Below are 21,899 nucleotides of genomic sequence, written 5' to 3'. Positions count from 1 at the left end.
CATTGGTGAACACCGCCGTGGCGGCGACCACCGAGGTGTCCGAGTTGCCCTTGGCCACGATCAGTTCGGGGTTCCTGGCATCCGGGACGAAGGCCCCGACCAGGGCGCGGTCGCGCAGCAGCTGCTCGGCGGCGGGGCGGTCGGCGACGGTCCGGACGTCCAGCGCGTCGCCGGCCTTGCCCTGGATGGTCTGCGCCAGGCCCTGGGCCTGGGGGCCGGAGCCGACGACGGCGACCTTGAGGTGGTTGGGTTCCGGCTGGTGGAAGGCGCCCTGGTAGGCGAGCGCCATGCCGAGGCACATCAGCAGCGGGGTGAGCAGGTGGACGGCGAGGTGCTTGAGCGAGTGCCCCAGGGTGGGCGCTGCGGTGGGGGTCTGGGGGGTGCTCATGGCGTTCGTACCGTCCTCCGGCGTTCTCGTCCGGCTCTTCCGACCGAGGTGACACATACCACCGATCAAGGTGGTAAATGCAACCATCTATGGATGTAGCTTACAACCATCCAGCCGGAATCGGAAGCCCGGCCACCGCGAGCGGCACCCCGGCCCCAACCCGACCCCCAGCCCGGCCCCGCCCTACCGCAGGCTCAACCCGGCCCCAGCCCGATCCCGCCCCACCGCGGTCTCAGTCCAGCTCGAACACGCCGTACGAGAAGCCGTCCGCCCGCAGCTCACCGTCCACCACCCGCACGCCCTGCACCTCCAGCGGCCGCACGACGCCCCCGTCCGCCAGCCGGAGCGCCCCCGGCTCCCGCCGTGGGTTCACCGCCACCAGGTACCGCCCGGCGCGGGTGTACACCAGCGGGTACCCGGCGTGCCGCACCTCCACCCCGCCCGCTGTCCCCAGCCCGGGGTGGGCGCGCCGCAGCGCGATCAGCCGCCGCACGGTGTGCAGCAACGAGGTCGGGTCGGCGCGCTGGGAGAGCACGTCCGGCCGCCGCGGGTCCGGGTCCAGCGGCAGGTAGTACCGCTCGGGGGCGGCGGTGGAGAACCCGGCCGACGGGCCCGGCGTCCACTGCATCGGGGTCCGCGAGCCCGCCCGGTTGAAGCGCGGCCCCAGCACGCTGCCCTCGACGTCCGGCAGCCCGGGCAGGAAGCGCATGCCGATCTCGTCGCCGTAGTACACCGCGGGCAGGGTCGGCCAGGTGAGCAGGAAGGCGAAGGCGGCGGCGAGTTGCTCGCCGGAGCGCGGGCCGGTGGCGAGCCGGGAGAAGTCGTGGTTGGCGGTGGGCAGCACGATGTGCCCGTTGCCCTCGGTGAGTTCGGCGGCGGAGCGCCAGGCGTCCAGGAAGGTCTGCGGGGTACCACGCCCCTCGGCCTCGAAGTAGCAGGGGCCCTGCTGCCAGAACTCCTCCACCGTCCCGCCGCCGTTGTTCCACAGCGAGCGCAGGGGAAGGCCGTGGTCGTCCCCGCCGAAGTGCAGGAAGAAGTCCGCGTGGAACCCGGCCGCGACGGCGGCGGCCGGCTCGCCCCACTCGGCGAACAGCGCGGCCTCGGGGTGGGTGCGGTCCAGCCAGTCGCGCAGTTCGGTCCAGAGCTTGGCGGTCTCCACCCGGCCGGGGTCGTCCTTGACCAACGAGTACGCCATGTCGACCCGGAACCCGGCCACACCGAGGCCCAGCCAGTGCGCCATGATGTCGCGCAGCGCCGCCCGGTTGGCGCGCGGGCCCTCGGCATCCACCGGCTGGCGCCATGGCTCCGCAGAACTGCCGCGCGCATAGCCGAAGTTGAGGGCGGGCTGACAGTCGAAGAAGTTCGGCCGGTACCAGCCCGGCCGGCTCCCGGGCGAGGCGACGAAGCCGTCCACCGGGCGGTCCGACCAGATGTAGCGCTGGTCGGACGGGTCCTCGGCGGAGGCCAGGAACCAGGGGTGGCGGTCGGAGGTGTGCCCGGCGACCAGGTCCAGCAGGATCCGGATGCCCTTGCGGCGGGCGGCCTCGACCAGTGCGACCAGGTCCTCGGTGCGGCCGTAGCGCGGGGCCGGAGTGACGTAGTCGGTGATGTCGTACCCGGCGTCGCGGAACGGCGAGGCGAAGCAGGGGTTGAGCCAGACCGTGTCCACCCCCAGCCAGGAGAGGTGGTCGAGGTGCTCGGTGATGCCGGCGAAGTCGCCGATGCCGTCGCCGTCGGAGTCCGCGAAGGACTGCGGGTAGATCTGGTAGAGCACGGCGTCGGCCAGCCAGTCGGGGCCGGGGCGGGTCGAGGTCATGGGGTGGATCCTCCTGCCGGGTCCGGGGGCCGCGCGGGCCGAGAGCCGAGGGGCCGGGGGTGAGCCGGGTGCCACCGATTCTCGTCCAATCCCGGCCGTCCCGACAGCCCGCCTCACACCTTCACGGAACCACCGCCGTACCCACGCGCCGCGCCACCGGACCCCGCCGTGCCGCGCCCCGACCAACCGCCCCGACCCCCCGCGCCAGCCCGACCCGCCGGAAGGGGCCCTGCCGCGCCCCCTCACGACGCCACGGCCACGCCTCCGTTACGGCACCCCCGCCGCACACGCCCGGGTGAACACCCGCGCCCGCCGGGTGATCTCCGCCCAGTCCCCCGCCTCCACCACCGCCGGCGGCACCACGTCCGTCCCCGCGCACACCGCGAGCGCCCCCTGCGCCAGGAACTCGGCCGCGTTGCCCGCGTTGACCCCGCCGGATGCCACCAACGGCACGTCCGGGTACGGGCCGCGCAGGTCCTTGAAGTAGCCGGGGCCGAACGACCGGGCCGGGAAGATCTTGACGGCGGCCGCGCCCAGGTCGACCGCCCGGGCCACCTCGGTCGGGGTGAGCGCCCCCAACACCACCGGCACCCCGCGGGACCGGCCGGCCGCCGCGACCTCCAGCCGACAGCCCGGGGTGACCAGGAAGGAGGCCCCGGAGTCGATCCCCCGCTCGGCCTGCTCGGCGGTCAGCACCGTCCCGACGCCGACCCGCCAGCCGGCCGCCGAAGCCCGTACAAGATGGTCCGTCACATCCGGTGTGGTGTAGGTGAATTCGGTGAAGCAGATGCCGCCCTCCGCGAGCGCTGCGCACAGCGCGGCGGCGTCCGGGATCCGGGGTGCGCGGACCACCGCGATCACCGGGTCGTTCCACAGCTCGGACAGATCGTTCATGGGGCCAGGGTCCCTCGGTCGGTGCGGCGCAGGGCACGCCCGGGGCGGGCGCCGGTGGTGCGTCCCTGCCGGACGACGGCGGTGCCGTTGACGTACACGTACTCGATCCCCTCGGCGGGCAGCCGGGGTTGCTCGAAGGTGGCGGCGTCCCGGACCCGTTCGGGATCGAGGAGCACCAGGTCGGCGTGGTACCCCGAGGCGACCCGGCCGCGCCGGTCCAGTCCCAGCCGGGCGGCGGGCCGACCGGTCATCCGGGCGACGGCCTGCTCCAGCGTGAGCACCCCCAACTCCCGTCCGTAGTGTCCGAGGTAGCGCGGGAAGGTGCCCCAGGCGCGCGGGTGCGGCCGGGCCCCGACGAGCAGTCCGTCACTGCCGACGGTGTGGGCGCGGTGGCGCATCACCGCCCGGACGTTCTCCTCGTGGCCGACGTGCTGGAGGATGGTGGTGGCCAACTCGTCCCGGAGCAGCAGGTCGAGGAACACCTGCGTCCCGCCGGTCCCCCGCTCGACGGCGAGTTCGGCGACCGTCCGGCCGACCGTCTCCGCGAGCCCCGCCGAGCGGACGCCGGAGATCTGGACGGTCGCCCAGTCGGCGACCACGCCGTGGCAGCCGTCGCTGCCCTGCTCCTCCATCGCGTACCGGATCCGCTCCCGGGCAGCCGGGTCGGCGAGCCGCGCCAGTGTCGCGCCCGGCCCGCCCTCGGTGGCCCAACTCGGCAGCAGGGCGGCCAGGGTGGTGGATCCGGGTAGGTAGGGGTAGCTGTCCAGGGTGAGGTCGACGCCGTCCGCGAGCGCCCGGTCGACCAGTTCCAGCAGCTCGCCGGCCCGGCCGCGGTTGACGCCGAAGTTCATCGTGGCGTGGGTCAGGTGCAGCGCGCAGCCGGACCGCCGGGCGATCTCCACCATCTCCGCGTATCCCTCCAACGCACCTTTCCCGTAAGAGCGTTGGTGCGGTGCGTGGAAGCCACCGTAGGCCGCCACCACGGTGCACAGCTCGACCAGTTCGGCGGTGTCCGCGTACATCCCGGGGGTGTAGCTGAGGCCGCTGGACATCCCCACCGCCCCGTCCAGCAGGCTCCGCGCCAACACCTGCCGCATCCGGTCGAGTTCGGCCGGGCCGGGCGGGCGGTTGTCCCAGCCCATGGCGAGCATCCGCAGCGAGCCGTGCGGGACCAGGTAGCAGGCGTTCACGGCGACCCGGGTGCGGTCGATCCGGTCGAGGTAGCCGGCGACGTCGCGCCAGTCCCAGTCGAAGTCCGTCGGATCGCCGTTCCAGCCCGCCAGTTGGCGGCGCAGCGCGGGCAGGGTGGTGTCGTCCACCGGGGCGTAGGACAGGCCGTCCTGGCCGAGCACCTCGCAGGTGACGCCCTGGGTGACCTTGGCCGGGTGCTCGGGTTCGAGCAGCAGGGCGAGGTCGGAGTGGGCGTGCATGTCGATGAAGCCGGGGGCGAGCACCAGCCCGTCGGCGTCCACCTCCGTGGCCCCGCCGAGGCCCGTACCGATCTCGGCGATCAGCCCGTCGGCGATCCGCACGTCCGCCCGGTAGCGTTCGGCGCCGGTCCCGTCGACGACCGTCGCCGCCTTGAAGACGGTTGCTCTCTCTCCCACCGCCATCAGAAGAACGTCCTGACCAGCCCGGTGACCTTCGGCTCGGCCGCGTCCGCCGAGTCCAGCACCGGAATCGCCGTCCACCTGTCGAAGGCCGTGCACGGGTGCGAGACGCCGAGCCGCAGCACCGCACCGAGCGGTGCGAGGTCGCCCGCGTCGCGGAGGAAGGCGTGCTGGTCGTTGAGTGCGGTGATCCGGGCCGCCGTGCCGGTCAACACCGCTCCCCCGCGCACCAGTTGCGGCTCGGGCAGGCCCTCGTCGAACGGCAGGTCGCGCTTTCCCGCGTCCAGCAGCGCCAGCTGGGGCTCCGGCCGGGAGGCCACCCGGGCCCAACCGTGCAGCGCGCCGCGGAACGGGGCTTCCCCGGCGCCCCGGGCGAGCGGCGAGATGCCCCGGTAGAACCCGTCGTCGTGGGCGATGTACGCGCCCGAGCGCAGCACCACCTGCGCCTCCGGCAGCGCGGCCAACTCCTCGACCACCAGGTCGAAGTAGGCGCTGCCGCCGGCCGACACCACCGGCGGCGCGTCGTCCGGGTAGGCCGTGGCGAGCCGCCCGTGCAGCTCGCCGAGCGCCTTGAGGTAGCCGCGTACGGTGGCCAGTCCCTCGGCGGTGGCGTCGTGCGCGAGGGCTCCCTCGTACCCGCCGACCCCGGCGAGCCGCAGGGTGGGGGCGCGCAGGACGGCGGCGGCGATCTCGACGGCCGCGTCCACGCCGCGCGCGCCGGTCCGCCCGCCCGGGCCGCCGAGTTCGATCAGCACCTCGACCGGCCGTTCGGCCCCGGCGGCGCGCAGCGCCTCGTCCATCTGCCGTACGCCGTCGGCGGAGTCGGTCCAGCAGAGGAAGGCGAAGCCCGGGTCGGCGGCCAGTTCGGCGGCGAGCCAGGCCAGTCCGGCCGGGTCGAGCAGGGTGTTGGCGAGCAGGATCCGCTGGACGCCGAAGGCCCGGGCGACCCGCACCTGCGGCAGGTTGGCGAGGGTGATGCCGTGGCTGCCGGCGGTGATCTGGGCCTGCCAGAGTTCGGGCGCCATGGTGGTCTTGCCGTGCGGGGTGAGCGCGACGCCCGCCTCGGAGCACCAGCGGGCCATGGTGCGGATGTTGTGGTCGAGCGCGGCGGCGTCGAGGGTGAGCAGAGGGGTGCCGAGGGAGGACAGGGTGGGCCCGGTGGCGAGCCAGTCGCGGACGGTGTGCCCCCAGCTCTCCGGCGGGGCGGCCTTGAACCGCCAGTCGAGGGTCTCGTCGGCCAGCGCGGCCACCGCCCCCTCGGCGATCCCCGGCCCGGCCGTCCTGCTCGCGAACGTCTGCTTCACCCTGTCCTCCATTCGTGCAAGTTGCAGCATGTGCAACGAGGGTTGCACATGCTGCCAGCACGGTTCTAGCATCGGCGCCGGATCACGGTCAACGGAGTCGAACCCACGGCCAGGGGTCGAACCCACCGTCAGGAGTCGAACCCGCCCTCAGAGGTCGACACACCGCCGCCGCAGACGAGGAGCCCAGCAGATGCCGCCACAGGACACCCCGGGGCCGACCCACCCCGGTCCTCCCCCGACGGCCGTCTGCCTGGGCGAGTCGATGGCCGTCCTGCTGCCCGACCGCCCGGGACCGCTGGAGGCCGTGGACACCTTCCGGCTGTCCGTCGGCGGCGCGGAGTCCAATGTGGCCGGGGCGTTGGCCGGCCTCGGCGTGCCGACCGCCTGGATCAGCCGGGTCGGCGACGACGGCTTCGGCCGCCGCCTGCTCGCCGAGGTCGCCGCCCGCGGCGTGGACGTCTCCGGGGTCACCGTCGACCCGCACCGCCCGACCGGCCTGTATCTGAAGGAGGTCGGCGGCGCCACCGGCCACCGGCACGACCTCGGCCCCGGCCGCAGCCGACTGCACTACCACCGGCGCGGCTCCGCGGCAGCCGCGCTCTCCCCCGCCCTGCTCACCGACCCGGCCGCCGCCCGGCTGCTGGCGGGCGCCCGGCTGCTCCACCTGTCCGGCATCACCGCCGCGCTCTCCGACGACTGCCTGGCCCTGCTGCGCGCCCTGCTCGCCGACCGCCGCCCCGGGCGGCTGGTCAGCTTCGATCTCAACTGGCGCCCCTCGCTCTGGCGGGACCGCGACCCGGCGGTGCTGCCGCCGCTGCTGGACGCCGCCGACCTGCTGCTGCTCGGCGCCGACGAGGCCCAGGCCGCCTTCGGCACCGACGAGCCGGCCGCGCTGCGCCGCCGCTTCCCGTCCCCCGCCACCGTGGTGGTCAAGGACGCCGCCCGGCTGGTCACCGCGCTGGAGCGGGACGGTACGGCCGTCGCCGAGCCGGCCCTGGCCGTCGAGGTGGTGGAGGCCACCGGCGCGGGCGACGCCTTCGCGGCCGGCTACCTGGCCGGCACCCTGCACGGCCTGGACCAGCGCCGCCGGCTGAGACTCGGCCACCTGGCCGCGGCCTGCGCCCTGACCGCCCACGGCGACCAGGCCGAACTGCCGCCCACCCCAGTGGTGACCGCCCTGCTCGATGCCTCCCCCGCCGACTGGGCCGCCACCCGGGTCACCGCCGACGACATCGCCTCCCCGGCGCTGCCCGCTTCCCGCGTCCGGCCCGCCTCCCCCGGCCCGGGCAGAATGAGCAGCGACCCCAGCCACCCGACCGGAGCCCGAGCCCGATGAGCCAGACCGTCACCCGCGCCCTGCGCATCCTCGCCCAGCTCGGCGAGGGCGAGCGCTCCCTCGACCAGCTGGCCGAGGTCCTCGGCGTGCACAAGACCACCGTGCTGCGGCTGCTCCAGAGCCTGGAGGAGGAGCGCTTCGTCTACCGTGACGCGGCCTACCGCTACCACCTCGGCGCGGGCCTGTTCGCTCTCTCCGGCCTCGCCCTGGAGCAGCGCGGCCTCCGCCGGATCGCCGCCCCGCACCTCGCCGAGCTGAACTCCGCCACCGGCCAGACCGTGCACCTGGCGGCGTACGAGGGCGGCGAGGTGGTCTACATCGACAAGTACGACTCCCGTCACCCGGTCAGGATGTACTCCCGGATCGGCCTGCGCGCGGCCCTGCACAGCGCCGCCGTATCCAAGGTGCTGCTGGCCGACCTCCCGCTGCCCGAGCGCCGCCGGGTGGTGGCCGGGGTCGACTTCACCCCGCACACCGAACGCACCCTCACCACGCCCGAGGCGCTGCTCGCCGAGCTGGAGAAGGTCGCCGCCCTGGGCTGGGCGCAGGACCACGCCGAGCACGAGGCCTTCATCAACTGCGTGGCCGCCCCGATCCGGGACGCCAGCGGTCGGGTCGTCGCCGCCGCGTCGATCTCCGTCCCGGACGTCGTCCTCCCGTACGAGCAGGTGCTGGACCTCCTCCCCCAGCTGCTCGCCACCGCCCGCGCCATTTCGGCCGACTGCGGCCGCCCCGAGCACAACTGACGGCCAGCCACCCGCTGCCGCACCCACCGCACGTAAGGAACCCCATGGACTCCGACAAGCTCGAGATCCGCACCGACGGCGCCCCGGCCCCCGCCTGGATGTTCTCCCAGGGCGTCCGCAAGGGCCCGATCCTCCAGGTCTCCGGCCAGGGCCCGCAGGACCCGGCCACCGGCGAGTACCTCCACCACGGCGACGTGAAGGCCCAGACCCGCCGCACGCTGGAGAACGTCAAGGCCATCGTCGAGGCCGGCGGCGCCACCGTCGAGGACGTGGTGATGTTCCGTGTCTACCTCACCAAGCGGGCCGACTTCCCGCTGATGAACGAGGTCTACGCCGAGTTCATCGACGAGAACATCAAGCCGGGCGGGGTGAAGCCCTGCCGCACCACGGTCTTCGTCGAACTGCCGCAGGAGCCGATGCTGGTGGAGATCGACGCCCAGGCCGTCGTCGGCTGACCCGCCGCCACCGCCACCCCCGGGGGCCCTGACGCCGTCACGCGTCCGGGCCCTCGTCGCACTTGCCACCGCCCTCCGTGAAGATTAGGTTAGGCTCACCTAACTAACAGGAGGTCCGTCCATGAGCCTGCCCACCGGCGACGCCCAGGTGCCCGAGCCCACCACCGCCGACCGGGTCCACAGCCTGCTCAGCGCGACCTCCTCGCTCACCGTCCGCGCCCTCGGCGAGCTCCACGACCTGGACACCCCGGTCTCCGTCCACGGCTCCCGGCTGCGCCTGCGCGTCCCGCTGGACGCCCCGCTCACCGCGGCCGCCGCCGGCGCCACCGACGGCCTGGCCGTCGTGCTCGACGTCACCGACGTATCCCCCGTCGCCGTCCGCGACCGGATCCGCGCCCGGCTCACCCTCGCCGGCCGACTGCACCTGGCCCACCTCGCCGACGACGGCCTCAGCGTCCACCTGCGCGTCGACGTCGCCCACGCCGTCCTCGCCACCCCGTACGGCACCAGCGCGCTCACCGCCGCCGACCTCACCCTCGCCGCCCCCGACCCGCTGGCCCGGCACGAGGCCGCCCTGCTCACCCACCTGGCCGACGACCACGCCGACGCCCTCGACCTGCTCACCCGCCTGCTCGACCCGGCCCTGCTCACCCACCGGCCGGACGTCCGCCCGCTCGCCCTGGACCGCCACGGCCTGGTGCTGCGCCTGGACCACTCGCACGGCCACCGCGACGTCCGTCTGGTCTTCCCCGAACCCGCCGACGACACCGAGGACTTCGGCCACCGGATGCACCAGCTGCTCGGCGCCGCCGAGCACGGCCTGCCCGTCCACCGGAACTGACCCACCGAAACCGAACGGCTCGCGGAATCGGAGATCACCCCGGGAGTCACGGGAGTTGACGCGCCGTTCGACACCTCGCGCACCGCGAGGCCCCGGGAAACGGCGGTGGCCGGCCCGGCCGCACGAGAGCTGTCTCGTACGGCCGGACCGGCCGTGGGCGTGTCCCGCGCCCAGGTCCACTGGTGCGGCGATCACCCGGTCGAGCGGTCACCCGACATGACCATCCCGGGCGGTCGATTCGCCCCGCATCAGCGGTGGTTCACAGTCCTGCGGAAGGGAGCAGGCGGGTCAGAGCGCGACGCCGTGCGCCCGCAGGTAGGCGACCGGGTCGATGTCCGAGCCGTACTCCGGACCGGTGCGGATCTCGAAGTGCAGGTGCGGGCCGGTCACATTGCCGGTCGCGCCGGAGAGGCCGAGCTGCTGGCCGGTGGTGACGGTCTGACCGATCGACACGCCGATCGAGGACAGGTGCGCGTACTGGGCGTACTTGCCGTCGGCGAGCTTGATCTCGACCTCGTTGCCGTAGGCGCCGCCGTTGCCGGCCTTCACCACGACACCGTTGGCGACGGCGCGCAGCGGGGTGCCGGTGGAGGCGACGAAGTCCTGGCCGGTGTGGTGGCCGGAGGCCCACATCGAGCCGGCCACGCCGTAGGCCTCGCCCAGCACCGGGTTGGCCAGCGGGGCGACGTAGCCGGAGGTGGCGGCGACCGGGGCGGCGGTGACGGCCTGGGCCGGGGCGGCGGTCTGCACCTGGGTCTGCAGCTGGGCACCCGGCTTGGCGGCCTCGGTCCGGACCTGCGGCTGGGTGTCCGCGGCGGCGGAGGCGTCCTGGGAGGCCGGAGCGGCCGGCTTGGCGGGCTTCGCCGGAGCGGCGGGCTTCGCAGCGTCAGCGGCCTGGCCGGCCTGACCGGCGAGGGCCAGCTGCTGGCCCGGGAAGATCAGGTTCGGGTTGGCGCCGACGACCGAGCGGTTCTGCTCGTACAGCGCGTGCCAGCCGCCGTCGACGTGCTTGGCGTCGGCGATCTTCGAGAGGGTGTCGCCGCTGACGACGCGGTAGCTCTCCTGACCGGCGGCCGAGGCGCCGGCCACCGAAGCGCCGGTGGCCGAGGCGGCCGGAGCGGCCTCGTGCGAGGCGGCCGAAGCGGTGGCGGCGGCCGGGGCGGTGTGCGCCTGGGCGCTCATCGCGGTCACGAGCGGCAGGACGAACGAGGCGCCGGTGACGGCGGTGGCGATGCCGATGCGGGCGGCACGGGGCAGGGCGATACGACGAGCCTGTGCAGGCATGGAATTTTCCTCTCCGACGCCTGCGAGGTGAGCTGTCGGGTTCGGGCTGGAGTTGCCCGGCCGCGCATGCGCGGCTTCACCCCAAGCCGGTCCTGGTCGTCCGCGCGCTGAAGAGGCGCGAACTCCGGTCCGGCGACTTACCTGTGGGTCCCCCGCTCCTGCCGTACAGAGTTCGGTTCGAGCCACCGGGCAGCGGCAGGACTCGGCGTTCCACCCGGTGGATCCGTCCGGGCTGGCCGGGCGGTCGCTGAACTAAAACTCATCCGTTCAGGTGAAGCAATGTCGATCTCTTGAATCCGCAACCACCCCCACCGCCATGGTCACCCTCCGAATGATCCCGCACACCGTGCGTGCACAATCCATTCACCCGGCGCCACTGATCCACCACCCTGCGCCGACCACCCCACCGCCACGCGACCGTTCGATCACGCACCGCCACCGACCGACACACCACCCGGTGACCCTTGTCACGTACACCCCGTCGGACCAGGATCTGCCCCGTGACCACCTCTCAAGCAGGCACTCTGCGCCTGGGCACCGCGCAGGGCCGCTGGGTTCTCCTGGCAACGGTGCTCGGCTCCAGCATGGCGATGCTCGACGGCACCGTGGTGAACGTCGCCCTGCCCCGGATCGGCGCCGACCTCGGCGCCTCCCTCGCCTCGCTGCAATGGACCCTGAACGCCTATCTGCTCACCCTGGCGGGCCTGATCCTGCTCGGCGGCGCCCTCGGCGACCGCTACGGCCGGCGCCGGGTCTTCCTGATCGGCGTGGTCTGGTTCGCCGCCGCGTCCGCGGCCTGCGCCGCCGCCCCGACCATCCACGTACTGATCGTCGGCCGCGCCGTCCAGGGCATCGGCGGGGCTCTGCTCACCCCGGGCTCGCTCGCCATGCTCCAGGCCGTCTTCCACCCGGACGACCGCTCGGCGGCGGTGGGTCTGTGGTCCGGCCTGGGCGGGGTGTCGGCCGCCGTCGGCCCCTTCCTCGGCGGCTGGCTGGTGGACGGCCCCGGCTGGCGCTGGATCTTCCTGCTGAACCTGCCGCTGGCCGCCGCCGTCATCGCGGTGACCTCCCGTTACGTCCCGGAGAGCCGGGACGAGTCGGCGGTCGGCCGCTTCGACGTACCCGGCGCGCTGCTCGCCGCGCTCGCCCTCGGCGCGATCACCTACGCGCTCACCGCCGCCGGGGAGGGCCTGTCCCCCGCCGTCTGGGTCACCGGGGCGATCGGCCTGCTGCTGGGCGCCGCCTTCGTTGCCGTCGAGCGGCGCACCCCCGAACCGATGCTGCCGCTCGGGCTGTTCTCCTCCCGGCTGTTCACCGCCGTGAACCTGGTCACCCTCTGCGTCTACGCGGCGTTCAGCGGGGTGTTCTTCCTCCTGGTCGTGCAGCTGCAGATCGTCTCGGGCTTCTCCCCGCTGGTCTCCGGCCTCGCGCTGGTGCCGATCACCGTGCTGATGCTGACCCTGTCCGCGCGGGCCGGCCGCCTCGGCAAGCGGATCGGCCCGCGCATCCCGCTCACCGTCGGCCCGCTGCTGTGCGCGGCCGGGGTGCTGCTGATGCTGCGCACCGGCCCGGACTCCTCCTACTGGGCGGACGTGCTGCCCGCGGTGGCGGTGATGGGATCCGGGATGACCCTGCTGGTCGCGCCGCTGACCGCGACCGTGCTGGCCGCCGTCGAGGTGCGGCACGCCGGCATCGCCAGCGGCGTCAACAACGCCGCCGCCCGCGCGGCCGGGCTGCTCGCGGTGGCGGCGCTGCCCGCGCTGGCCGGGCTGAGCGGCGACGCCTACCGGGTGCCGTCCTCGGTGGACTCCGCCTTCCACACCGCGATGCTGATCTGCGCGGGTCTGCTGGCCGCCGGCGGGCTGATCGCCTTCACCACCATCCGGGGCAATGTGCTCGCGCCGGAGGAGGCGCACCCGCTGGCCGAGCCGAACTGCGACTGGCCGTGCGCCACCACCACTCCGCCGCTCGACCCGGGCCGCCCCCGGACGCCCGAGGGCCCCGCCACCGGAACGGCGGCGGGGCCCTCGGCAGAGAGCTGACGCTACGTCAGAGGATGTCGCCCGGCGCGTACTTGGCCGCCGCCGGGTAGGCCGCCGCGACGGCCTCCACCTGGCGAACGACCTCGGCGACCTGCGCCGCGGCCGCACCGGTGAAGGACAGCCGGTCGGCCAGCAGCGCGTCCAGCGCGGCCCGGTCCAGCGGGATCCGCTCATCGGCGGCGAGGCGGTCCAGCAGCTCGTTCTCCCGGGCGCCCGCGCGCATCGCCAGCGCGGAGGCGACGGCGTGCTCCTTGATGACCTCGTGGCCGGTCTCCCGGCCGACGCCCGCGCGCACCGCGCCCATCAGCACCTTGGTGGTGGCCAGGAACGGCAGGTAGCGGTCCAGCTCGGCCTCGACCACGGCGGGGAAGGCGCCGAACTCGTCCAGGACGGTGAGGAAGGTCTCCAGCAGGCCGTCGAAGGCGAAGAACGCGTCCGGCAGCGCGACCCGGCGCACCACTGAGCAGGAGACGTCGCCCTCGTTCCACTGGTCGCCGGCCAGCTCGCCGGTCATCGACGCGTAGCCGCGCAGGATGACGGCCAGGCCGTTGACGCGCTCGCAGGAGCGGGTGTTCATCTTGTGCGGCATCGCGGAGGAGCCGACCTGGCCCTCCTTGAAGCCCTCCGTCACCAGCTCGTGGCCGGCCATCAGACGGATGGTCTTGGCCAGGCTGGACGGCGCGGCCGCCAACTGGACGAGGGCGGTGAGCACCTCGAAGTCCAGCGAGCGCGGGTAGACCTGGCCGACGCTGGTGAGCACGTTCTCGAAGCCGAGGTGACCGGCGACCCGGCGCTCCAGCTCGGCCAGCTTCTCGGTGTCGCCGCCGAGCAGGTCCAGCATGTCCTGGGCGGTGCCGACCGGGCCCTTGATCCCGCGCAGCGGGTAGCGGGCGATCAGCTCCTCCAGCCGCCGGAAGGCGACCAGCAGCTCGTCGGCGATCGACGCGAAACGCTTGCCCAGGGTGGTGGCCTGTGCGGCCACGTTGTGCGAGCGGCCGGCCATGACCAGCTCGGAGTGCTGCGCGGCCAGGTCGGCCAGGCGCACGAGCACGGCGACCGTACGGTCCCGGACGTGCTCCAGCGACTGGCGGATCTGCAGCTGCTCGACGTTCTCGGTCAGGTCCCGGGAGGTCATCCCCTTGTGGATCTGCTCGTGCCCGGCGAGCTCGCTGAACTCCTCGATCCGGGCCTTCACGTCGTGGCGGGTGATCCGCTCACGGGCGGCGATCGAGCCGAGGTCGACCTGGTCGATCACCCGCTCGTAGTCGGCGACGGCGTTCGCCGGCACCTCGACACCGAGGTCCTGCTGGGCCTTCAGGACGGCGAGCCACAGGTGGCGCTCGAGGACCACCTTGTGCTCGGGGGACCACATCTGGGCCAGGGTCGCCGAGGCGTACCGGGAGGCCAGGACATTGGGGATCTGGGGCTTCGCGCTCACGCTTCGCAAGCCTAACAGCCGAGGTCACGCCGAACGTCGGCGGATGGGGTCGCCCGACTCCCGCCCGCCGATCCGCCACAGCCCGCCGATCCCCACAGCCGTCGATCCGCCACAGCCCGCCGATCCCCACAGCCGCCGATCCGCCACAGCCCCACCGATGCGCCCACGGCCCGCCATGTGCTCACGGCCCGCCGATGCGCCCACGAGCGCAGCCACCGATGCGCCCGTGAGCGTACCGGCCGGGCGGCCGCTACTGCTGCGCGACGCCCGTCCGGCCGGCCAGCACCGGGAGGACCTGCCCGCAGATCGAGTGCAGGGCGATCCGCTGCTCGTCGGTCATCGCCTCGAAGGCCTGGTGGGTGCGGGCCATCTCGCCACGGATGCGGTTGAGGATCTCCCGGCCCTCGTCCGTGATCACCACGATCTTCACCCGGCGGTCGCCGGCGGCCGCCTCCCGGTTGGCGAGGCCCAGCGTCTCCAGCCGGTCCACGATCCCGGTCACGTTCGACGCGTCGCAGCCCAGGCGCCCGGCCAGTGCCCGCATCGGCACCGGTTCCTGCACCGAGCCCAGCGCCTTGGCCTGGGAGGAGGACAGCCCGTGCCGGGCCGCGGCCGCCGCGAAGTCCTGGAAGTACGCGGCGCCGACGGCGGCCAACGCCTCCATCAGCTCGGCGTTGGTCGGTACGGTCGTCGTCGAGGTCGAACCCATGGGGTCAGCGTACGGCCGAGTGCTTCAGTAACTCAAGCTTTGACCACGGCAACCGTCGGCGAGCCGCCTCACACGTCCATCGATCGGGGGAAGGTCAGAGCACCAGCTGGTCGAACAGCCGCCGCAGCTCCGCCTCCGGATCCGCGGTCAACCCGGTGTGCACCGGCCCCGGCTGGACGATCGCGCTGCGCGGCGCGGTCAACCAGCGGAACCGCTGCCCGGGGCTGTCCGAAGCGGCCGGACCGGCGGCCGGGCCACCCAGGCAGACCGCCTCGATCCCCTGCAGCGCCCGCCGCACCCCCTGCACGTCCGCCACCGGGTCCAGCGCCAGCAGCCGGGCCTGGTCCAGGTGGGTGCGCGCGGCCAGGTGCGCGTTCTGCCGGCAGTACAGCAGCACCCCGACGTTCACGCACTCACCCCGCTCCACCCGCGGCACCGCCCGGATCACGGCGTACTCGTAGTCGTGCAGCTCCACGACGGCCGGCGGCGCGGCCGACAGCGGCTCGGTCATGCGGGCACCTCCGGCAGCCAGTCACGCGGACCGGCCAGTCGCTCGGTCAGCTGGGAGCGGTACGCGGCGCGCACGTCCTCGGGCGAGTCGAAGCCGAACTCGTCCATCAGCCACACCTCGGGGATCTGCGCCACCGCCGCCTCGACCGCCGCCTCCGCGAGCGGCGCGAGCGCCTTGTCCGCCGCCGCCAGATCCGGCCGGGCCCGCAGCAGCGCATGGTCGGACGCGTCGTACGGGCGGCGCACCCAGGCGGCGGCGCCGGCCCAGTTGTGGTGGAAGATCAGGCTCGCGCCGTGGTCGATCAGCCGCAGCCCGCCGGTGGCCACCAGCAGGTTGGGGTTGCGCCAGGACCGGTCGACGTTGCCGATCAGCGCGTCGAACCAGAGCACCTGCCCGGCCAGTTCGGGGTCCACGTCGAAGCAGAGCGGGTCGAAGTTGAGCGCGCCGCTGACGAAGGCCATCCCGAGGTTGGTCCCGCCGCTGGCCCGCATCTGGTCCTGCACCTGGTGGTCCGGCTCGCTGCGCGCGAGCACCGGATCCAGGTCGACGGTCACCAGCTCCGGCACCGGCAGCCCGAGCCGCCGGCCCAGTTCCCCGGCCAGCACCTCCGCCACCAGGGCCTTGCGGCCCTGCGCCGCGCCGACCCATTTCAGCGCGTACAGCCGCCGGTCGTCGGCCTCGACCAGGCCCGGCATCGAGCCGCCTTCTCGCAGTGGCGTCACGTACCGGACCGCCGTCACCTCGGGGAGCACGCCCGACAGCCTATCGGTGCCCCTCCCCCTCCGTACGTCCCCGCCCCACGACCCACCCGTCCCCCTTCCCCCACCTCCCCCCTCCGCCCCACCCCGGTGGCAGCCCCCGCTGCTCCGTGCGAGTGTGGCGGACAGTAATGGGGGCCTTCCGGTACGACCTGTACGGCAAAGGGATGAGCGATGGAACGACCTCGGATCCTGATCGTGGGCGGCGGCTTCGCAGGCCTGGAGTGCGCCCGCCGCCTCGAACGCAAGCTCTCGCCGTCGGAGGCCGAGATCACGCTGGTCACGCCGTTCAGCTACCAGCTCTACCTCCCCCTCCTCCCGCACGTCGCCGCCGGCGTCCTCACCCCCCAGTCCGTCGCGGTCTCGCTGCGCCGGAGCCTGCGCCGCACCCACATCGTCCCGGGCGGCGCCATCGGTGTGGACCCGGCCTCCCGGGTGTGCGTCGTCCGCAAGATCACCGACGAGGTGGTCGCGCAGAAGTACGACGTCCTGGTGCTCGCCCCCGGCAGCGTCACCCGCACCTTCGACATCCCCGGGCTCACCGACTACGCCCGCGGCATGAAGACGCTTGCCGAGGCGGCCTACGTCCGCGACCACGTGATCGCCCAACTCGACCTCGCCTCGGCCACCTTGGACCAGCGCGAGCGCGAGTCCCGGCTGCAGTTCGTGGTCGTCGGCGGCGGCTACGCGGGCACCGAGACGGCCGCCTGCCTGCAGCGCCTGACCACCGCCGCCGCCCGCCGCTACCCCCGATTGGACGCCCGCCAGATCAAGTGGCACCTGATCGACATCGCCCCCAAGCTGATGCCCGAGCTCGGCGACGCACTCGGCACGGCCGCCCTGGAGGTGCTGCGCGACCGCGGCATCGACGTGTCGCTGGGCGTCTCGGTGGCCGAAGTCGGCGCCGAGTCGGTCAAGTTCACCGACGGCCGGGTGCTCCCCTGCCGCACCCTGATCTGGACCGCCGGCGTGGCCGCGAGCCCGTTGATCGGCACCCTGGACGCGGAGACGGTCCGCGGCCGGCTGGTGGTGACGGCCGAGATGCGGGTGCCGCAGTTCGAGGGCGTGTTCGCGCTCGGTGACGCGGCCGCCGTACCCGACCTGGCCAAGGGCGACGGCGCGGTCTGCCCGCCGACCGCCCAGCACTCGGCCCGCCAGGGCCGCGCGGTGGCCGACAACGTGATCGCCTCGCTCCGCAACCAGCCCCTGGAACCCTACTACCACAAGGACTTGGGCCTGGTGGTCGACCTCGGCGGCAAGGACGCGGTGTCCAAGCCGGTCGGCGTCGAACTGCGCGGCGTGCCGGCCCAGTTGGTGGCCCGCGGCTACCACCTGATGGCGATGCGCACCAATGTGGCGAAGTTCCGGGTGGGCGCGAACTGGCTGCTCAACGCGACCGCCGGGGACGACTTCGTCCGCACCGGCTTCCTGGCCCGCCAGCCCGCCCGACTGCAGGACTTCGAGTACACCGACGCATATCTGACGAAGGATCAGGTACGGGCCCACGCCCAGTCCCTGCTCGCCAAGGGCTGACCCAAGGGCCGACCCCCAGCCCGAAGCCCGCCCCGAACCGCCCCGCCACCCCTCGCCCACCCGGGCGGAGGGGCGGCGGCACGTCCGTCTCACTCCGCCGTCAGGTACATCCCGCTCGCGTCCCGCCCGGCCGTGTTGTTGCACGCGAAGTTGCCCGTCGGCCGCGCCCACAGCTGGCTCAGGCACGCACCGAGCGCCTGCTGCCCGTAGTAGTTGGGGTGCATCGACTCCTGCAGCACGCCCTGGGTGGTGTTGAGCCCGCCGTCCAGGAAGCGCGCCCACTCACTGGTGGTCGCGGACGGGCCGGAGCCCGCGGTCGGCTGCTGCGCGGAGGTGGAGCACACCTCGCGGCCCTGCAGCATGTTGGAGAGGTCCAGGAACTGCGCCCCCTTGGACGCCGCGACTCCGGCCAGCGCCTTGGAGATCTCCGGCACCATCGAGTCGCGCGCCCAGTCCGCGTCGCCGTCCCAGAACGGGCAGCCGCCGGTGTCCGAGCGGCTCCAGCCGCTCTCCGGGTAGCGCATCTCGGCGCTGCGCGGGATCGGCGAGGGGTACGACTGCAGCACCAGCCGGTAGTCGGACGGCGCGTAGCCCGCGCTGGCCATGACGGCCCGGATCTCGTCGATCGCCTTGCCGACCCCGGCCATCGCGGCAGGCATCTTCGAGTCGATCGCCGACTGCTGCGAGTTGTGGCAGTAGGAGTACCAGACCAGGTAGTCCTGGACGCAGTTGGAGATCACGCTGGAGAAGCCGAGGTCGTTGCCGCCGATCGACAGCGTGATCAGCTTGACGTTGTTCTGGGCAGCCACGGTGGCGAGTTGGTCGGCCTGCGGGGCCTCGCCCTCGAGGGACTGCCCGCCGTTGGAGGCGCGGAAGACGTTGCCGGTGACGGCGCCCGAACAGGCCAGGTTGATCTGCTTCTGCGCGACGCCCTGGGCGCCGAGCACCTCGGCGACGTCGGAGCGGTCGCACCCGCTCGCCGCCGTCGGGCCGTAGACCACCGAGGGGTCGTACGAACTGCCGTTCCAGGCCCGGTCGGTGCCGCTCCGGTTCCCGCTGGAGTCGGCCGAGTTGCCCTTCCAGCGGCCGGCCTCGCCGGAGATGTAGCTGTCGCCGAGGGTGACGCTGGCGGTCGGCCCGCTGGGTGCGGTGGCCGGGGCCGCCGAGGCGGGGGCGGCGAGGGCCAGTCCGGCCAGGGTCAGCGGCAGGGCGGCGGCTGCGGTGAGCAGCCGGCGGCCGAGTCGAGGGGTGCTGCGGGTGATGCTCGAACCGTTTTCGGGCACGGCGGAACTCCTGCGGCTCGGTCTCCCCGCGGTATGGGGACGGGAAGACGCGTAGGTGAGGGAAGGCCGCCGGCCGGTGGCGCAAGGAAGATGACATGGCCGTGCCGGTCACCGCTAGGTACGTGCAGCAGGTTTCCCGCTTTGTTACCGACGGGTTCAGACCAGCCTGGTGTCGGCACCGCCCGTTCCCAGGACCGCCGCGAGGTCGTCGGCCAGTTCCGTTGCGCCCGCCGGGTCGAGGCACGCGACGGTGAACCGCAGCCCGGGCGGCGACTGGATCCGGAACCGCGCCCCGGGCGCCGCCACCCAGCCGCGCTGCACCAGCGCCGCCAGCGCCGAGGTCTCGTCCGGCACCGGCACCCAGACGTTCAGCCCGCTCGCCCCGTGCGCCTCGATGCCGCGCGCCGCCAGCTCCGTCAGCAACGTCTCCCGGCGCTCCCGGTAGGCGGCCGCCACGCTCGCGGCCGGCGCCGCGTCGGCCTGCCAGAGTTCGGCGACGGTGCGCTGCAGCAGGTGGCTGACCCAGCCCGCGCCGAGCCGCAGCCGCCCGGCGACCCGGCCGACCGTCTCCTCGTCGCCGACCATCACCGCCACCCGCAGGTCCGGCCCGTAGGCCTTGGCCGCCGAGCGCACCACCGCCCAGTGCCGTGAGCCGGCCCCGACCAGGGGCCGGTACGGCTGGTCGACCATGCCGTGCCCGTGGTCGTCCTCGATCAGCAGCACCCCGGGGTGCTCGGCCAGCACCGCCCGCAGCTCCGCCGCCCGGGCCTCGCCGACCGCCGCGCCGGTCGGGTTCTGCGCGCGGCTGGTCACCACGACCGCGCGGGCGCCCTGGGCCAGCGCCGCGGCCAGCGAGTCCGGCAGCAGTCCCTCGTCGTCCAGGCGGACCGGCACGGGCCGCAGGCCCATCGCGGGCAGCAGGTCGAGCAGGCTGCCCCAACCCGGGTCCTCGACGGCCACCGGGTCGCCGGGGCGCAGCCAGGCCCCGAGGGTGCGCTCGACGGCGTCCAGGGCGCCGGAGGCGACGGCGATCGGGCCGCCGGGCAGTCCGTCGGCCTCGAAGGAGGCGCGGGCGAGTCGGAGCAGGCCGGGGTCGCTGCGCGGGTGCCCGTAGAGCACGGGTTCGGCCCGGGCGGCCTCGGCGGCGGCCGTCAGGGCCGGGGCGAGGTCGGGCAGCAGCGCCGGGTCGGGGTTGCCGCTGGACAGGTCGCGGGCCCGGGCGGGGACGGGGATGCGGATCTGGTCGCGCGGGGTGAGCGCGGGCCTGGGGAGGATCCGGCTGCCCTTGCGCCCGGCCGTCTCGATCACGCCGCGGTCGCGCAGCAGCCGGTAGGCGGCGGCCACCGTGTTGGGGTTGACGCCGAGTTCCGTCGCGAGTTCGCGCAGCGGGGGCAGCGCGGTTCCGGGTGCGAGCCGCCCGCTGCTCACGCCCTGTTCGATGTGGGCCGCGATTTCGCTGGCGCGTCGCCCTTTCAGCGGATAGTCTCCTAGCACAAAGCTGATTATGCACTAGTACATAGAGGTTGTCATGTCGACCACGCCGGAAGCCCACCCGGAAGCCCACCCGGAAGCCCATCCGGACGCCCACCGGGACGCCCCCTCCGGATCCCGGCCCGAGGCGGCCGCCAGCTACGCCCGCACCCCCCGCACCACCCCCACCCGCTACAAGGACCGCGCCACCTGGGAGCGGGAGGCGATCCACGCCATCCTCGACGGGACCTACCTCTGCCACCTCGGCTTCGTCGCCGACGGCGCCCCGGTCGTCCTGCCGACGATCTACGCCCGGGTCGGCAGCCGGCTCTACCTGCACGGCTCCACCGGCAGCCGCCCGCTGCGCGCCGCCACCGACGAGCAGGGCCTGAAGGTCTGCGTCACCGTCACCCACGTCGACGCCCTGGTGCTGACCAAGTCCGCCTTCAACCACTCGGTGAACTTCCGCTCGGTGGTCGCCCACGGCACCGCGTACCAGGTCACCGACCCCGAGGAACTGGACGTCGCGCTGGCCGCCCTGGTCGACCAGGTCGTCCCCGGCCGCTCCGGCGAGATCCGCCCGGCCAACCCCAAGGAGCTCGCCGCCACCGCCGTGATCCGGCTGGAGCTGGACGAGGTCTCGGCCAAGACCCGCGAGGACGGCGCCAACGACGACCCGGCCGACGCCGACCTGCCGCACTGGTCCGGCATCGTCCCGGTCAGCACCGTGTTCGGCACCCCCGAGCCGTACGACCCGACGATCCCGCTGCCCGCGCACATGCGCGCGTTCCCGCGCTGAGGAGGGCCCCCGATGCTGATCAGGTCCTGGGACCGCGGCGACGAGCAGGAGTGGCAAGCCTGGCTGGCCGAGGGCCGCGACTTCGGCCTGCTCGCCGCCAACGGCCGCCCCGGCGACGGCCCGGTGCTCGTCCCGACGCACTTCCTGCTGGACGCCGGGCGCGGCGAGATCCTGCTCCACCTCGCCGCACCCAACCCGCTGCTGGCCGCCGTCCGGTCCGACCCGAACGTCACCCTGGCGGTCACCGACGACTACGCCTTCGCCCCCGGCCACTGGCGCGGTGAGCCCGGCACGCCCACCAGCTACTACGCCTCGGTCCACTTCCACTGCACCGCCGAGCTGGTCGAGTCCGCCGCGGGCAAGGCGGAGATCCTCAACCGCCAGCTGGCGCACTTCCAGCCGGAGACCCCGGAGGTCCGGGTGGTCCCCGGTGAGGGCGAGTTCGCCCGGCTGCTGCCGGGCCTGCGCGGGCTGCGGCTGACGGTCCGCGAGGTGCGCGCCAAGTTCAAGTACGACGACAAGAAGCCGGCCGCGGCGCAGCACGCGATCGCCGACCGACTCGCCGCCCGGGCGGACGCCCCCGCCCTGCGCCGCGACCAGGACGCCGCCGCCCGCGCCCAGCTGCTGCGGCGCCACGAGCGGCGCACGAGCACCACCCGCACCACCGACTGACCCTGTTTCA

The 21,899-nt window shown here is 73.9% G+C and carries 19 protein-coding genes, 1 pseudogene and 1 riboswitch; of the genes and pseudogenes, 8 read left to right on the top strand and 12 right to left on the bottom strand.

The features are described from left to right. The 5 genes and pseudogenes from ACFWIS_RS31620 to ACFWIS_RS31600 all read right to left on the bottom strand — a co-directional run. A pseudogene (locus tag ACFWIS_RS31620) lies at window positions 1-388 on the bottom strand (hypothetical protein); the annotation flags it as partial. A 232-nt stretch (window positions 389-620) separates the two neighbouring features. After that, a complete protein-coding gene (locus ACFWIS_RS31615; RefSeq protein ID WP_380456896.1) occupies window positions 621-2,204 on the bottom strand; it encodes an alpha-amylase family glycosyl hydrolase in 1,584 nt (527 codons plus the stop codon). A 267-nt stretch (window positions 2,205-2,471) separates the two neighbouring features. Beyond that, a complete protein-coding gene (locus ACFWIS_RS31610; RefSeq protein WP_380456894.1) occupies window positions 2,472-3,098 on the bottom strand; it encodes a bifunctional 4-hydroxy-2-oxoglutarate aldolase/2-dehydro-3-deoxy-phosphogluconate aldolase in 627 nt (208 codons plus the stop codon). Further along, complete coding sequence (locus ACFWIS_RS31605) at window positions 3,095-4,705, bottom strand: amidohydrolase family protein (protein ID WP_380456892.1); 1,611 nt, start codon at window positions 4,703-4,705, stop codon at window positions 3,095-3,097. Before ACFWIS_RS31605 ends, ACFWIS_RS31610 begins: the two co-directional genes overlap by 4 nt. A 5-nt stretch (window positions 4,706-4,710) precedes the next feature. After that, complete coding sequence (locus tag ACFWIS_RS31600) at window positions 4,711-6,012, bottom strand: alanine racemase (protein WP_380456890.1); 1,302 nt, start codon at window positions 6,010-6,012, stop codon at window positions 4,711-4,713. Between the two features lie 190 nt (window positions 6,013-6,202). Here ACFWIS_RS31600 and ACFWIS_RS31595 point away from each other — a divergent pair, with 190 nt between their 5' ends. The 4 genes from ACFWIS_RS31595 (at window position 6,203) to ACFWIS_RS31580 (ending at window position 9,390) form a co-directional block, all read left to right on the top strand. Then, the gene (locus ACFWIS_RS31595) at window positions 6,203-7,348 is read left to right on the top strand and encodes a sugar kinase (protein WP_380456888.1); all 1,146 of its coding nucleotides are present in this window, start codon (window positions 6,203-6,205) and stop codon (window positions 7,346-7,348) included. Continuing rightward, on the top strand, window positions 7,345-8,094 hold the full coding sequence (locus ACFWIS_RS31590; protein ID WP_380456887.1) for an IclR family transcriptional regulator: 750 nt from the start codon (window positions 7,345-7,347) through the stop codon (window positions 8,092-8,094). The genes ACFWIS_RS31595 and ACFWIS_RS31590 overlap by 4 nt, the downstream gene beginning before the upstream one ends. A gap of 44 nt (window positions 8,095-8,138) precedes the next feature. Beyond that, window positions 8,139-8,549 (top strand): RidA family protein, encoded by a 411-nt coding sequence (locus tag ACFWIS_RS31585; protein WP_380456886.1) that lies wholly within the window; start codon window positions 8,139-8,141, stop codon window positions 8,547-8,549. A gap of 121 nt (window positions 8,550-8,670) precedes the next feature. After that, window positions 8,671-9,390, top strand: a complete 720-nt coding sequence (locus tag ACFWIS_RS31580; RefSeq protein WP_380456885.1) for a DUF2470 domain-containing protein — start codon at window positions 8,671-8,673, stop codon at window positions 9,388-9,390. Between the two features lie 288 nt (window positions 9,391-9,678). Here ACFWIS_RS31580 and ACFWIS_RS31575 read toward each other — a convergent pair whose 3' ends face one another. Next, window positions 9,679-10,674: a peptidoglycan DD-metalloendopeptidase family protein gene (locus ACFWIS_RS31575; protein WP_380456883.1), complete on the bottom strand. Its 996-nt coding sequence runs from the start codon at window positions 10,672-10,674 to the stop codon at window positions 9,679-9,681. A 2-nt stretch (window positions 10,675-10,676) separates the two neighbouring features. Further along, a riboswitch (cyclic di-AMP (ydaO/yuaA leader) is annotated at window positions 10,677-10,862 on the bottom strand. Window positions 10,863-11,174: 312 nt separating this feature from the next. Between ACFWIS_RS31575 and ACFWIS_RS31570 the strand changes: the two genes are divergently transcribed. Then, window positions 11,175-12,716, top strand: a complete 1,542-nt coding sequence (locus ACFWIS_RS31570) for an MFS transporter (RefSeq protein ID WP_380456881.1) — start codon at window positions 11,175-11,177, stop codon at window positions 12,714-12,716. Between the two features lie 7 nt (window positions 12,717-12,723). Here ACFWIS_RS31570 and purB read toward each other — a convergent pair whose 3' ends face one another. The 4 genes from purB to ACFWIS_RS31550 form a co-directional block, all read right to left on the bottom strand. After that, entirely contained in the window at window positions 12,724-14,163 is a 1,440-nt protein-coding gene (gene purB / locus ACFWIS_RS31565; RefSeq protein ID WP_380456879.1) for an adenylosuccinate lyase, read from the bottom strand. A gap of 241 nt (window positions 14,164-14,404) precedes the next feature. Next, window positions 14,405-14,863 (bottom strand): MarR family winged helix-turn-helix transcriptional regulator, encoded by a 459-nt coding sequence (locus ACFWIS_RS31560; RefSeq protein WP_380456877.1) that lies wholly within the window; start codon window positions 14,861-14,863, stop codon window positions 14,405-14,407. Window positions 14,864-14,957: 94 nt separating this feature from the next. Beyond that, complete coding sequence (locus ACFWIS_RS31555) at window positions 14,958-15,374, bottom strand: DUF3037 domain-containing protein (RefSeq protein WP_380456875.1); 417 nt, start codon at window positions 15,372-15,374, stop codon at window positions 14,958-14,960. After that, the gene (locus tag ACFWIS_RS31550; protein WP_380456873.1) at window positions 15,371-16,126 is read right to left on the bottom strand and encodes a HipA family kinase; all 756 of its coding nucleotides are present in this window, start codon (window positions 16,124-16,126) and stop codon (window positions 15,371-15,373) included. Before ACFWIS_RS31550 ends, ACFWIS_RS31555 begins: the two co-directional genes overlap by 4 nt. Window positions 16,127-16,306: 180 nt before the next feature. Between ACFWIS_RS31550 and ACFWIS_RS31545 the strand changes: the two genes are divergently transcribed. Beyond that, window positions 16,307-17,665 (top strand): NAD(P)/FAD-dependent oxidoreductase, encoded by a 1,359-nt coding sequence (locus ACFWIS_RS31545; protein WP_380456871.1) that lies wholly within the window; start codon window positions 16,307-16,309, stop codon window positions 17,663-17,665. An 89-nt stretch (window positions 17,666-17,754) separates the two neighbouring features. Here ACFWIS_RS31545 and ACFWIS_RS31540 read toward each other — a convergent pair whose 3' ends face one another. Together ACFWIS_RS31540 and ACFWIS_RS31535 are read right to left on the bottom strand one after the other, a co-directional pair. Beyond that, window positions 17,755-18,948: a GDSL-type esterase/lipase family protein gene (locus ACFWIS_RS31540; protein ID WP_380456869.1), complete on the bottom strand. Its 1,194-nt coding sequence runs from the start codon at window positions 18,946-18,948 to the stop codon at window positions 17,755-17,757. A 156-nt stretch (window positions 18,949-19,104) separates the two neighbouring features. Next, window positions 19,105-20,442 (bottom strand): aminotransferase class I/II-fold pyridoxal phosphate-dependent enzyme, encoded by a 1,338-nt coding sequence (locus ACFWIS_RS31535; protein ID WP_380456867.1) that lies wholly within the window; start codon window positions 20,440-20,442, stop codon window positions 19,105-19,107. A 34-nt stretch (window positions 20,443-20,476) separates the two neighbouring features. On the opposite strand from ACFWIS_RS31535, the gene ACFWIS_RS31530 reads away from it, so the two are divergent. Then, the gene (locus tag ACFWIS_RS31530) at window positions 20,477-21,217 is read left to right on the top strand and encodes a pyridoxamine 5'-phosphate oxidase family protein (protein ID WP_380456865.1); all 741 of its coding nucleotides are present in this window, start codon (window positions 20,477-20,479) and stop codon (window positions 21,215-21,217) included. 12 nt (window positions 21,218-21,229) lie between these two features. After that, window positions 21,230-21,889 (top strand): FMN-binding negative transcriptional regulator, encoded by a 660-nt coding sequence (locus ACFWIS_RS31525; protein ID WP_380456863.1) that lies wholly within the window; start codon window positions 21,230-21,232, stop codon window positions 21,887-21,889. The last annotated feature ends 10 nt before the right edge of the window (window positions 21,890-21,899 follow it).

It is taken from the genome of Kitasatospora sp. NPDC127060 (genome assembly GCF_042724935.1).
In the GTDB taxonomy this organism is placed as follows: domain Bacteria; phylum Actinomycetota; class Actinomycetes; order Streptomycetales; family Streptomycetaceae; genus Kitasatospora.
The sequence above is the reverse complement of the archived record's forward strand: the minus strand, read 5'-3'. Positions and strand labels throughout refer to the sequence as shown.

Coding starts and splice junctions, on each gene's coding strand:
- ACFWIS_RS31610 (WP_380456894.1), bottom strand. CDS start 3,098: ATGAACGATCTGTCCGAGCTGTGGAACGACCCGGTGATCGCGGTGGTC.
- ACFWIS_RS31545 (WP_380456871.1), top strand. CDS start 16,307: ATGGAACGACCTCGGATCCTGATCGTGGGCGGCGGCTTCGCAGGCCTG.
- ACFWIS_RS31585 (WP_380456886.1), top strand. CDS start 8,139: ATGGACTCCGACAAGCTCGAGATCCGCACCGACGGCGCCCCGGCCCCC.
- ACFWIS_RS31525 (WP_380456863.1), top strand. CDS start 21,230: ATGCTGATCAGGTCCTGGGACCGCGGCGACGAGCAGGAGTGGCAAGCC.
- ACFWIS_RS31580 (WP_380456885.1), top strand. CDS start 8,671: ATGAGCCTGCCCACCGGCGACGCCCAGGTGCCCGAGCCCACCACCGCC.
- ACFWIS_RS31595 (WP_380456888.1), top strand. CDS start 6,203: ATGCCGCCACAGGACACCCCGGGGCCGACCCACCCCGGTCCTCCCCCG.
- ACFWIS_RS31560 (WP_380456877.1), bottom strand. CDS start 14,863: ATGGGTTCGACCTCGACGACGACCGTACCGACCAACGCCGAGCTGATG.
- ACFWIS_RS31555 (WP_380456875.1), bottom strand. CDS start 15,374: ATGACCGAGCCGCTGTCGGCCGCGCCGCCGGCCGTCGTGGAGCTGCAC.
- ACFWIS_RS31590 (WP_380456887.1), top strand. CDS start 7,345: ATGAGCCAGACCGTCACCCGCGCCCTGCGCATCCTCGCCCAGCTCGGC.
- ACFWIS_RS31530 (WP_380456865.1), top strand. CDS start 20,477: ATGTCGACCACGCCGGAAGCCCACCCGGAAGCCCACCCGGAAGCCCAT.
- ACFWIS_RS31575 (WP_380456883.1), bottom strand. CDS start 10,674: ATGCCTGCACAGGCTCGTCGTATCGCCCTGCCCCGTGCCGCCCGCATC.
- ACFWIS_RS31615 (WP_380456896.1), bottom strand. CDS start 2,204: ATGACCTCGACCCGCCCCGGCCCCGACTGGCTGGCCGACGCCGTGCTC.